This is a genomic window from Indolivaga macrotermitis, assembly GCF_900128985.1.
Lineage (GTDB): Bacteria > Bacteroidota > Bacteroidia > Bacteroidales > Dysgonomonadaceae > Dysgonomonas_A > Dysgonomonas_A macrotermitis.
Genome location: NZ_FQUC01000001.1, coordinates 478,645 through 490,904 on the forward strand (window position 1 = coordinate 478,645; position 12,260 = coordinate 490,904).

The following is a 12,260-nucleotide window of genomic DNA, read 5'->3' on the forward strand; positions in this document are numbered from 1 at the left end:
ATATCTAATCTATAACATATAAACAGACTCTAGACTATTATGACAAAATTCTCTAAAGCCTTTTGGGTCGCCAACTCGGTCGAATTACTCGAGCGTTTGGCGTATTATGCTGTATTCATTGTTCTGACCATCTACTTGTCCAATGTCTGGGGGTTCTCAGATATAGAGGCGGGATTAATTTCAGGTACATTTTCAGCTTTACTTTATTTACTTCCCACCTTCGTCGGTGCTTATGCTGATAAAATAGGTTTCAGAACATCTATACTCATCGCTTTCCTGCTACTTACAGTAGGATATTTCGGATTAGGGATTGTGCCCACGATGTTCGAAAATGCGGGATTGGTAAAATACGGAGCCGGAACAGGTAATGGGTTATTCTCGGCATTCTTTGAAGACAGAGGTCTGGTAACATTCGGTCACGATACCGAGTTTACAGGCTTGCTGGGAAGTATGCAGCAATGGATTATAGTACCTATATTATTGCTGATCGTAATTGGTGGAGCATTTATAAAATCTGTTATTTCGGGTACTGTAGCCCGCGAAACAACGGAAAGTACCCGTGCCAGAGGTTTTGCTATTTTCTATATGATGGTAAATATTGGGGCTTTTACCGGAAAAACGGTAGTTGATCCATTGCGAAAGAGTTTAGGAGATGTAGGATTGGTGTATCTCAATTATTTTTCGGGTACAATGACATTATTAGCACTGATAGCAGTGTATTTTATGTATCGCTCGGCTAATACCGAAGGACAAGGAAAATCTTTTTCAGATATATTCAAAGCATTGGGAAAAGTATGTACCAACGGTCGACTGATCGTTCTTATACTTATCGTCAGCGGATTCTGGATGGTACAACAACAAATGTATGCAACTATGCCGAAATATGTAATCCGTTTGGTTGGAGCAGACGCGTCACCCGGATGGATTGCCAATGTGAATCCGTTTGTTGTGTTTTTGATGGTGAATATTATTACTACCCTGATGCAAAAACGCTCGGCGCTGGCTTCTATGACTGTGGGTATGTTTATTATCCCAATATCAGCAGCTATTATGGCTACCGGTTCGATGATGGGCGATAGTTTGGTATTTGGGACTATACATCCTGTAACGTTGATGATGATAGTAGGTATTGCATTCCAGGCATTGGCAGAATGTTTTATTTCACCCCGGTTTTTGGAATACTTTTCATTGCAATCGCCTAAAGGTGAAGAAGGCTTATATCTTGGATTTAGTCATTTACATTCGTTTGTGTCTTCAATTTTAGCGTTCGGTATTTCGGGATTCCTTCTCGAAAGATATTGCCCCGATCCACGGGGATATACTCCGGAGGCATATGCCGATGTAACAGCTCATGCTCATTATATCTGGTTTTTCTTCTTCGGTATAGGTCTGGTCTCAGCCATTGCTTTGGTTATTTATGGAAAAGTGACAAGAGATATGGATGCAAAGAAAAACTTAGCAGAAAACTAAAGCAGATAATTAAAAGTAAATCTATCTGATATAACTAGATCCTCCGGTTACAGCCGGAGGATTTTTATTTTTATCTATTACCAAGAGAGCCCTTTGATATATTGGAACAGAATAAACTAAAAGTGGAAAACTAAAAAAATAAATTCAAAAAAGGTGTCACTTTTGTCACCTTTGTCACCTTTTTTAAGAGTATTTGCTTGATGTATAGTGAAATAGTAAGGTGACAAAAGTGACACTCAGGTAACAGCCAAATGTCACCTCTGTTTAGTTATTGTCACCTATCTATAAAGATCATTACAGCAAAAGCTAGAACGTCTTCAACTACTGATTCGCATTATTTATATTCAGATTGTCATTTTTTCGTAATCATGGCGTCTGATAGTATAAAAGAATAAAGGATGAATAATATCGAGCTCGAAAGTTCATTTATAGACATGATCCGAAAATATGAGAGGGTTATATATAAAGTATGCTCCTTTTATGTAACAGATGAATATCCTATGGCAGACCTTTATCAGGATGTCGTTTGCAATCTATGGAAAGGGTATCCTGTGTTTCGCAGAGATAGTTCCGAATCAACATGGATATATAAGATCGCACTTAATACATGCATTTCGGGATTAAGGAAGACGCTCAGAAAGCCCCAAAAAGTATCGGTTTCTTTATTGGAAGGGGTACTGATGGAGCCTGAAAACATGGAGGATAATATCAAAGAAATGTATAGGCTGGTTTATAAGCTAAAAAATGTGGAAAGAGCCCTTATCTTGCTTTATTTGGAAGAAAAGTCCTATAAAGAAATAGCCGAAATCACGGGTCTCTCGTTAAGTAATGTCGCTACAAAACTGAAACGGATCAAGCTAAAATTAAGAGAAATGTCAAACATTAAAAATTGAGAATATGGAACTTAATGAATTAAAAAATACATGGCTCACTTTGGATGAGCGATTAAAAAAACAAGAAGTTCTGAAAGAGAATATAATGCGTGAAATGTTACATACAAAATCAGATAAAGCCCTCGGCCGTTTGATTGCTTATGAGATATTCGGAATTATAATTCTGTTATTGGTTATTCCTATTCCAATATATGGTATTATATTACCTGTAAAATTACAGGCATATGAGATATTTATGTACAGTGTACTGGTCAGTATTTTAGGCTTATTATGTTGGGTGTTGTTTAAGTTGTATATCCTGACCAGAATAAATTTTTCTAAACCTGTGAGTAGTAATATTTATCACATAAATAAGTACAATATCCTGATAAAAAAAGAAAAGCAGTTTATGTTTTTATTTATACCATTGATAATGGGCGGATGTATTTACTTATATATGAAGCTAAATGCGAGTACCATGCTGTGGGTACTGATGACCTGCATATTCATGGCCTCGTTAGTTTTCACGCTATGGTCTTATAAAAAGATATATGACAAAAATATAGACTCTATACAAAAGAGTATGGACAATCTGAAAGAATTGGAAGAAGAATAGTTTTTATTATAACCGAAATAAAAGACCTTGTATCGTCTTTTGATGCAGGGTCTTACTTTTTTGTATTATTTTTGCGTGTCAAAAGAATAGAAATGAGTAGAAAGAAAAAAGCTTTACCCCTATATCCTTCAGTAGAGGTCGTTACTGTAGCAGCCGAAGGAAAGGCAATAGCCAAAGTAGATAACATGGTTATATTTGTGCCTTATGTAGTACCCGGCGATGTAATTGATATTCAGGTAACACGTAAGAAAAACAGTTATGCCGAAGGAAAGGCTGTACATTTCGAAAAGTATTCAGAAAAGAGAACCGAAGCCGTATGTCAACACTTTGGGATCTGCGGAGGCTGCAAGTGGCAGATTCTTCCTTATACAGAACAGCTGAAGTATAAACAAGCACAGGTTGCCAACGACTTAACACGTATAGGTCATATCGAAATTCCGGAAATACAACCGATACTAGGCTCTGCCAAAACCGAGTTTTACCGTAATAAACTGGAGTATACATTCTCTAATAAGAAGTGGTTGACTCTGGAGCAAATCAATTCGGGCGAAGTATTCGAATATATGGATGCCGTAGGATTTCATATTCCCGGAATGTTCGACAAAGTATTGGATATAGAAAAATGCTGGTTGCAAGACGATATCTCTAACCAAATACGGAATTTTGTCCGTGATTATTGCCACGAAAAAGGATATACATTCTTCAATCTTAAATTTAAAGGCGGATTGATGCGCACTCTTATAATCCGTACATCTACTACCGGAGAATTAATGGTGATAGTTGTATTCTATGAAGAAGATAAAGATGCTCAAGCAGATATCCTGAATGCAATAGCAGAGAAGTTTCCACAGATAACATCACTGCTTTATATATTGAATGAGAAAGCGAATGATACTATCACCGATCAGGAAGTACTGACATGGCGAGGAAATGATTATATATATGAGGAAATGGAAGGACTGAAATTCAAGATCGGCCCGAAATCATTTTATCAGACTAATAGCGAACAAGCGTATAATCTTTATAAAGTAGCCCGGGACTTTGCCGGATTAACCGGAAACGAGCTGGTTTATGATTTATATACAGGGACAGGAACGATTGCTAATTTTGTAGCTAAACAAGCTCAAAAAGTAATAGGGATTGAGTATGTCGAAGACGCGATTGCAGATGCAAAAGTGAATTCTGAAAATAACAAGATAGAAAATACTCTCTTCTATGCAGGAGACATGAAGGATATTCTGACTCAGGATTTTATCAATGAACATGGAAAACCTGATGTGATCATTACCGATCCACCCCGTGCCGGAATGCACGAAGATGTAGTGAATGTAATTCTTTTTGCAGAACCCGAACGTATAGTTTATGTAAGCTGTAATCCGGCTACACAAGCCCGAGATTTAAATCTGTTAGACGAAAAATATAAGGTTATAAAAGTACAGCCGGTAGATATGTTTCCTCATACGCATCATGTCGAAAATGTAGTTTTATTGGAAAGACGATAACAATTTTATAGTGCCGGGCGTTATATTCACAAACAATAAGTACTGGTATTGCCTCTAAGTTCAGACGGTATATGCCCCAAAAGTTATAACTATGATTCTAAAACATTTCACCGACAACGATTTATATAAGTTCTCGGTAATGCTTGCCATTCAAAAATTGTATCCATGGTCTTATGTCAAATATGAGTTTATCAACCGGGGCCATACTCAATTTCCTGAAGGCTTTGCCGAGAGGTTGAAACAAGAGGTAGCTTCTATGGCAACTCTGAGGATGACAAAAGAGGAGAAAAGGTATATTGCAAAACGGTGTTATTTCTTCGATCCGGCATTTATCGATTTTCTTGAGGGATATGAATATAATCCCGATGAAGTGCATATAACACAAACAGGTGGTGATCTGGAGATTTATATAGAAGGTTTTTGGTATCGTACTGTTCTGTGGGAAGTTCCGCTCATGGCCCTGATTTCAGAGCTGTATTTTATAATGACCGGAGCTCAGCCTGACGATGTGGAAGCACATGCCAAGGAAAAAGCGTTGGGATTAACTGCTTTAGATGCCGATTATTCGGATTTCGGTACACGCCGCCGTTTTTCATTTGATGTACATGATAAAGTTGTGGAAACGTTAAAAGCAAATTCCGGTAATTATTTTAAGGGTACAAGCAATGTGTATTTAGCTATGAAACATAATACTACACCTATCGGGACTATGCCACACGAATGGTTTATGTACCACGGTGCCCTGTTTGGTTACCGGGCAGCAAACATCAAAGCATTAGAGGCTTGGGTCGATGTATTTCAGGGAAGTCTGGGGATAACGTTAACAGATACATATACAACAGATTCGTTCTTCAAATCATTTAGCCTGAAACAGGCAAAACTGTTTGACGGAGTACGGTGCGATAGCGGTGATGTTTTGGATTTTACGGATAAGGCTATTCAGTTTTATGAACAAAACAGGATAGATCCGGCATCGAAAACCATCGTATATAGTGATTCTTTGAATGTGGAAGAAGTAAAACGTATCAAGAATTACGTGAATGGGAGAGTGCACGATACTTATGGTATAGGTACTTACTTCACCAATGATGTTGGAGTAAAACCGCTAAATATTGTAATAAAGCTAACAGCGATTAAATCGAAACCTCAGGATGAATTTTTGCAGGCCGTAAAATTATCCGATGTTATGGGTAAAAATACCGGTAATGAGAAAGAGATAGAGATATGCAAAATGACTCTTGGAATAGATTAAAGAATGTTTATAGTATCTAACTGAAACTCAAATAGAAAAAATATATATAGAAAAATTATTAAGATTTTGTTGACCTATTGCCAGAATGTATAAAATCCTTTATCTTAGTGCCGTAGATAATAGAAGTAGCAGAAGGAAAAATAAAGAACTGGGATAACGAAACCTTAAGTATACAAAGTAAAAAGCCTGAAGAATAAAAGTTCTGACTTCGATAAGTTTTGTCCCGAAAAATATATACCAGCCCTTTATTTAAATAAGGATTAACCCTCATCACATCTATTCGTCGATGAAGTTGAGTGTTATATCGATCTTTTTTCTTTTTATATTCCTAATTGGATACAATTGTAAAAACAATAAAAAGATACTTGGATTTCCCTTTCTTTAGTTAACATTTCCGTTACTCGAGTTTAGGCATAACTTGTTTAATATGTATGCTGGTATAAATGAAATGAGACGCTATCTGATGAGAGCGTTGACGTGTAAAATAGGTGGTATAGTTACAAACCGGGACATCTCGATGCTGCAAAGCATTTCTTTGCAACGTATTCTGATTGTGAGACCTAATAGCCGGTTGGGTAACCAGCTTATGTTAACTCCCCTACTGCAGGAGATAGAAGCACACTTCCCAACATGTAAGGTAGATATATTTGTGCGCGGCAATCTGGCACCTATTCTATTTAAAAATTATCCTAATCTGGATCGTATTATTAAGTTACCCGGCAGACCGTTTAAATGCCTGTTCAGCTATCTCTCGACATGGATTTCGTTGAGGGAATATAAGTATGATATGGTTATAAATGTCGAGATAGGATCATCCTCAGGTCGTCTGGCAACGAAGCTTGCCAAGTCTAATATTAAGTTTTATAGTTATAATATACCTGAACTATTGGCGTTAAACCAGGATTACGTCCATATGGCAAAGTGTATAGTATATAATTTCAGGGATTATTTAACTAAGTCGGGATATTTATCCGACAAGCAGTTTGTGCCGGAACTTTCTTTAAGGTTGGACAGTTCGGAGATGACAAACGGAGCCTCGGTCTTAAGAAAGATCACGGAATCGGAGAAACCGACGATCTGCATTTATACATTTGCTACAGGCACGAAGTGTTATTCGAAAGATTGGTGGAAAGAAGTGTATCAAAAGCTTAATGAAACGTATGGCGAAAGTTATAATATCGTAGAAGTATTGCCCAAAGAGAATATTTCCCAGATAGACTTTACTTCCCGAACATATTATAGCTTGGATCTGAGAGAGATGGGGGCAGTTATAGCCAACTCATCCATTTTCATTACGGCAGATTGCGGTATTATGCATCTGGCAAGTAGTGTCGGAGTTCCTACAATCGGGATGTTCTCTATTACAAATAGTTTACGCTATGCTCCGTATAATAAAGGGAGTATTGCTGTGGAAACCTCAAAAACCAGTGCAGAAGAGCTGATATCTCTTGTAGACCGGCACCTTAAGTGCAATCTGGCCTGACTTCTATCTAAATCGTTTATCGATTTCGATATCATCCATTACTGATATTATCAGTTTACCATCGGGCGTATATTTATGCGACGAAGAGGCAAATAGTTTATCTACAATATTAGACGTTTCTTCGGCTGTAAGTTTGTGTCCGTATGTAATTGCAGCGGCATATGCCATAGATAAGGCTAATGATTCTTGTATCTCTTCTTTTACATCACTTCCTGTCTCAAGGCTTTTAGATACCATATTATGCACTAACTCCGTCGGATTTACTTTATCAAGTTCCGATGGAACCCCATTTATAGCATATGTGTTGTTTCCTAAATTGCTGAGATCGAAGCCTACAGCTTCTATATCTTCTAGCAGATAAGGTATCATCGCCGCTTCGGAGGCCGAGAATTCTATGATTTCAGGGAACAAAGATCGTTGGGATATACCCCTCTTTTGCTTAATATTCTGTAAAAACTGGTCAAACAGGATTCTTATATGTGCCCTGCGTTGATCTATCATCATTAATCCTGACTTAACCGATGTCAGAATATATTTATTCTTATACTGATAATGAAGAGTAGTCGAATCATCTACACTCTGCTCCTCGAATAGAGTACCGGATGACAAGCCGGAAGGGATAGGTGTTTCGTCACCGGCGCTGCCGCTTATTTTCGCATCATCTTCAAAACCTTTGTATAGAGATTCCCAGTCAAAATTAGGACGGCTATACGATGAATTCCCGCTTGACTGTGTCTTAAAAGGATTGTATGACGGATTGATATTTACCTGAGGACGTATAGCTTGAGCAGTACGGTCATGTATGGGTATATCGATTGCATCTTCTGTATCAAAATCGATACTAGGCACTTCATTGAACTTACCTAGCGCTTCTTTGGTCATAGCGGCTAATATTTGCCAGATCGGTTGCTCGTTTTCGAATTTGATCTCGGTTTTGGTCGGATGTATATTTACATCAATAGTATCGGGAGTTACTTCCAGATAAATAAAGAAGTTAGGGTTTTCGCCTGTCGGTATCAAAGGCTCATATGCCGATGTGATGGCCTTGGCAAAATAAGGATGCCGCATGTATCTTCCATTGACAAAGAAATATTGCATGGCGCGGGCCTTGCGGGCAGACTCGGGTTTACCTATAAATCCATGTATTTTTGCAATGGATGTTTCTATTTCAACAGCTATCAGTTGCTGATTGAAGCTTTTCCCTACAACATTGATTATTCGTTGTTTTTGGTTGGATGCAGGATAGCGTAATACTTCAATCTCGTTATCGATAAAGGAAAATTCTATCTCCGGATTAACCATAGCAATCCGCTCCAGTTCCGTTAGGATATTTTTTCGCTCGGTTTCGTTCGATTTTAAAAATTTGCGACGGGCCGGAACATTAAAAAATATATTCTTGATCGCAAAATTACTGCCAACAGGGCAGGCTGTTTCTTCTTGCTTCTCGAGGACTGACCCCGATATAATAAGATGAGTACCTATTTCGTCTTCGTGCCGCCTTGTTTTAAGCTCTACCTGAGAAACCGAAGCTATAGAAGGCAATGCTTCACCTCTGAATCCCATTGTCTGTAATGCAAATAAATCTTCAGCGGTTCTGATCTTGGAAGTAGCATGGCGTTCGAAAGCTAAACGGGCATCGGTAGTGGACATTCCTTTGCCGTTATCTATTACCTGAATCAGGGTACGGCCTGCATCCTTTATAATCAGTTGTATAGAAGTTGCTCCTGCATCAATGGCGTTTTCCAGCAATTCTTTAACAACAGAAGCCGGGCGCTGAACAACTTCTCCTGCTGCTATCTGGTTGGCGATCGAGTCAGGCAGTAGATGTATTATATCATTCATTGTTGCTTTTGTTGTGTAATTGGTTCAAAATAATATTTAGTCTGCGGGCATTGAACGGTTCGACCTTCGTTTATTGGGATCCCAGCCGGCTTTGCGTTGCACTTGTCGGAACACATCATGCCTGTCGAGGGGTCTAAGGTAATCATACCACATAAAATTATTGAGCTTGCCTACATCGGGCTTAAGGTCAGCCAAAGGAGTCATCTTACCTGTTGCTTTCGGCCACATTTTAATTTTCTCAATTTTCCTTTCTTTAAAATCCATCGATAGAAAACTACTTTCGGTCTGATTCATTCCAATCATGGTTTTATCTTCTTCTTCCGGATAGAAAATTGATTCTGCATTACCTGATACCAATATATGCCTTATGTTTTTATTGTCGAAATAGGCTTTCATATCCTTTCCTTTCACCTGATTATAATGGACTGAATCTTTGTCTTCTATAGCAAAGGCGTTAGGCCAGATATGTGACCAGTCGACGGTACTGTCATTAAAAAAGACTTGTATGGTATCTCCCAGTATTTGATGGTTCTCGTTCCATAAAATAGGGTTTTTGTACATGTACAAGGTAGAATCTCTACTGTTAAATTGAAGCGAGTCACAAACACCCTGAACATCAACACGGAAGAATCTTACACCCTGATGTGCTTTTACCTGTTTGTATATAGAGTCTGTAAATATCTGAAGGGTATCGGCATGCAGGAATAAACTGTCGGCTTGCGAATATTCTATCGCTAAAGCCGAATCTGTAGCCATTGCATAATCAGTCAGTTCATTGTATAGTCCATAATGTCCTGTCAGGATTATTTTCTTGATCGTATCCTGTAGGTGCATATTGCCAAACACTTCCCCATATCCCTCTTTCTTGTGATATAATATCGAGTCTCCGGTTAATGTTCTATATCCTTCTTTATTGACAATGCGTGACTGGTCTAGTAGCAGAGACTGTTCCGTATTTGTATTATACCAGCCTTTAGTAGAATAGATTGTAGCACTGTCTGATTCTATACGTGTTGGCCCCAGTATTGTAGCTATCTTGTTCTCTGTATTGTATAGTAAAGTATCGGTGTACATTACAAACTTAGGGTTGGTCAACCGGGCACTGTCCTTGAATAATGCAAGGTTTTTAGCCGGTTCGTATTGTCCCCAATAAGAAGTTAACTCATTTACAGAGTCTACCAGCATACCTCCATCAAAATAATAGCCGATGTTGCCGATACGATCGTAATCTAAGCTATCGGTAAACAAGGTTACATCTTTGTTTACGAGACGAACATTGTTACGCACCTTGAGCAATTGGATGTCTCCTTCGTATTGCAGGTAGCTGCCATAAAGGAATAGTGTATCCCCTTGTATAACCTCTATTGTGCCAAAGGCATCAAAACGGTTAGCCGCTTCATCCAGATAAGCACTGTCGCAATACATCACAATACCGTCATGAAGCAATACCACACTGTCTTTTAGTATCTGTGGTTCAAATCCTTCGCGCTGTTCCAGAATCGAAGCTTTTTTTATAACGATAAGCTTCTTTCCATTCTTTTGAGCAGGTTGTTGGGGTGTTTTTGGAGCCTGAACAGTTAAGTTTGGATTTTGCTGGTTCTTTTGTTGTACCCAAGCCTGCGCAGAGCTATATATAACAAGCAGGCACAAAATAACTGCTATGTGCATTTTGCGCCTGTTGTTTATCAATTGTTTTATATACTTTATCATAAGTCCTTAGACCTGTATTTTCTGTAAACGATTACGAAAATAGTGTTTTCACTGTGTTTTGCGGATACACATCTCTCTAAGAAAGAGCCATCCTTTTAGACTACTTTATTTGATCCAGCCTGTATGTTGAAAGTCACAGTTTTTCCAATCATCGTCTATTCTAACATAAGTAGCTTTGATTTTATCCTGTACCCATTTTTTAAGGACTTCTTCTCGTTTTTTACCTTCTACTATAGATTTCATAACCTGATAGTCATCAGAAAGATTTGCCTTATGAGCGTCTACTCTTTGGCGTACTTTAACGATCGCAACTGTTTGTTTACCGTTGCTTCCTAGCATTGTAAATGGCTTGGATAGTTCTCCAACTGCAAGTTTATCTACAACTCTGGCTACTTCCTGAGGTAGGTCTTCCATCCTGAAACGTGAGGTTCCGGCATAAGTGCTATAGTCATTCTTATTAACCATCAACCCTTTGTTATTACGGGTATCTTTGTCCGCAGATATGTATGACGCCGCTTCTTCGAATGTGAATTTTTTAGCGTTTAAATCCTGTGTTAAAGAGTCCATTCTTGCAGTAGTTTTTGATAGCTCTTCTGTAGGAATATTCGGTTTTAACAGTATATGGCGCACATTAACACGGTCACCTCTTTTTTCTATCAATTGGATAATATGGAAACCATATTCTGATTCTACAATGTTAGATACTTTTAGAGGGTCGTTCAACATAAATGCTGCATTTGCAAATTCGGGAACCAGCTGGGCACGTCCCATAAAGCCCAGTTCTCCTCCACGTTTAGCAGACTCAGTGTCTTCTGAATAAAGGAGGGCTAACGTAGCAAAGTCTGTTTCCTTTTTATTGACTCTATCTGTGAAATCGCGAAGTTTATTCTTTACAGCATCAATTTCTGCTTGAGGAACTTTCGGGTTCATCGTAATGATCTCAACTTCTACAGTTGTAGGAATAAAAGGTAAACTGTCTTGCGGAAGTTGGGTATAATAGTTTCGTATTTCGGCAGGAGTAAGCTTTACATTACCTACAAGTTTCTGTTGTACTTTATTCACAATTTCATTGTCGCGAACCTGTTCGCGCCATTCCTCTCGTAGTTGGGATATTGTTTTGCCGAGATATTCTTCAAGTTTCTCTTGAGAGCCAAGAGATGAGATCGCATTGCTGATACGCCTGTCCACAGTCCGTGTTACATTTGTATTATCTACATCTATACTATCTACTTTGGCCTGATGCAAGAATAATTTTTGTACAGCTAATTGTTCGGGGATGAGACAGTAAGGATCACCGTCGAAACGTTCTTTCTCTAGTTGCATTTGCATTCTTACACCTTCGACATCAGATTTAAGAATAGCTTCATCTCCTACAACCCAGACAATCTGGTCAATAACATTGTCTTGAGCTTTAGCTCCAAATAGTATGGATCCGAATAGACCGACAAAAAGGATGGTTTTCTTGAAAAGGGCCATTATGTATATTTTAAATGAGGCGTAAATATAGTAATAA

The 12,260-nt window shown here is 38.4% G+C and carries 9 protein-coding genes; 6 read left to right on the top strand and 3 right to left on the bottom strand.

The features are described from left to right. Nucleotides 1-39 precede the first annotated feature (39 nt). The 6 genes from BUC12_RS01890 to BUC12_RS01915 all read left to right on the top strand — a co-directional run bounded on the left by BUC12_RS01890 (nt 40) and on the right by BUC12_RS01915 (nt 7,195). The gene (locus BUC12_RS01890) at nt 40-1,470 is read left to right on the top strand and encodes a POT-type proton-dependent oligopeptide transporter (RefSeq protein ID WP_062175475.1); all 1,431 of its coding nucleotides are present in this window, start codon (nt 40-42) and stop codon (nt 1,468-1,470) included. Between the two features lie 398 nt (nt 1,471-1,868). Continuing rightward, a complete protein-coding gene (locus tag BUC12_RS01895; protein ID WP_062175476.1) occupies nt 1,869-2,363 on the top strand; it encodes an RNA polymerase sigma factor in 495 nt (164 codons plus the stop codon). A gap of 4 nt (nt 2,364-2,367) precedes the next feature. Then, nucleotides 2,368-2,958, top strand: a complete 591-nt coding sequence (locus BUC12_RS01900) for a hypothetical protein (protein WP_062175477.1) — start codon at nt 2,368-2,370, stop codon at nt 2,956-2,958. Nucleotides 2,959-3,050: 92 nt separating this feature from the next. Next, entirely contained in the window at nt 3,051-4,460 is a 1,410-nt protein-coding gene (rlmD, locus tag BUC12_RS01905) for a 23S rRNA (uracil(1939)-C(5))-methyltransferase RlmD (protein WP_062175478.1), read from the top strand. 91 nt (nt 4,461-4,551) lie between these two features. Further along, the gene (gene pncB / locus BUC12_RS01910; protein WP_062175479.1) at nt 4,552-5,712 is read left to right on the top strand and encodes a nicotinate phosphoribosyltransferase; all 1,161 of its coding nucleotides are present in this window, start codon (nt 4,552-4,554) and stop codon (nt 5,710-5,712) included. Between the two features lie 427 nt (nt 5,713-6,139). Beyond that, nucleotides 6,140-7,195, top strand: a complete 1,056-nt coding sequence (locus BUC12_RS01915; RefSeq protein WP_062175480.1) for a glycosyltransferase family 9 protein — start codon at nt 6,140-6,142, stop codon at nt 7,193-7,195. A 3-nt stretch (nt 7,196-7,198) separates the two neighbouring features. Here the strand turns inward: BUC12_RS01915 and mutL are convergent, their stop codons facing one another. The 3 genes from mutL to BUC12_RS01930 all read right to left on the bottom strand — a co-directional run bounded on the left by mutL (nt 7,199) and on the right by BUC12_RS01930 (nt 12,223). Continuing rightward, on the bottom strand, nt 7,199-9,037 hold the full coding sequence (gene mutL, locus BUC12_RS01920) for a DNA mismatch repair endonuclease MutL (protein WP_062175481.1): 1,839 nt from the start codon (nt 9,035-9,037) through the stop codon (nt 7,199-7,201). 36 nt (nt 9,038-9,073) lie between these two features. Continuing rightward, entirely contained in the window at nt 9,074-10,747 is a 1,674-nt protein-coding gene (locus tag BUC12_RS01925; protein WP_062175482.1) for an OstA-like protein, read from the bottom strand. Between the two features lie 105 nt (nt 10,748-10,852). Next, complete coding sequence (locus BUC12_RS01930; RefSeq protein WP_082141847.1) at nt 10,853-12,223, bottom strand: peptidylprolyl isomerase; 1,371 nt, start codon at nt 12,221-12,223, stop codon at nt 10,853-10,855. Between the last annotated feature and the right edge of the window lie 37 nt (nt 12,224-12,260).

Coding starts and splice junctions, on each gene's coding strand:
- BUC12_RS01900 (WP_062175477.1), top strand. CDS start 2,368: ATGGAACTTAATGAATTAAAAAATACATGGCTCACTTTGGATGAGCGA.
- BUC12_RS01930 (WP_082141847.1), bottom strand. CDS start 12,223: ATGGCCCTTTTCAAGAAAACCATCCTTTTTGTCGGTCTATTCGGATCC.
- mutL (WP_062175481.1), bottom strand. CDS start 9,037: ATGAATGATATAATACATCTACTGCCTGACTCGATCGCCAACCAGATA.
- BUC12_RS01925 (WP_062175482.1), bottom strand. CDS start 10,747: ATGATAAAGTATATAAAACAATTGATAAACAACAGGCGCAAAATGCAC.
- BUC12_RS01915 (WP_062175480.1), top strand. CDS start 6,140: ATGTATGCTGGTATAAATGAAATGAGACGCTATCTGATGAGAGCGTTG.
- BUC12_RS01895 (WP_062175476.1), top strand. CDS start 1,869: ATGAATAATATCGAGCTCGAAAGTTCATTTATAGACATGATCCGAAAA.
- pncB (WP_062175479.1), top strand. CDS start 4,552: ATGATTCTAAAACATTTCACCGACAACGATTTATATAAGTTCTCGGTA.
- rlmD (WP_062175478.1), top strand. CDS start 3,051: ATGAGTAGAAAGAAAAAAGCTTTACCCCTATATCCTTCAGTAGAGGTC.
- BUC12_RS01890 (WP_062175475.1), top strand. CDS start 40: ATGACAAAATTCTCTAAAGCCTTTTGGGTCGCCAACTCGGTCGAATTA.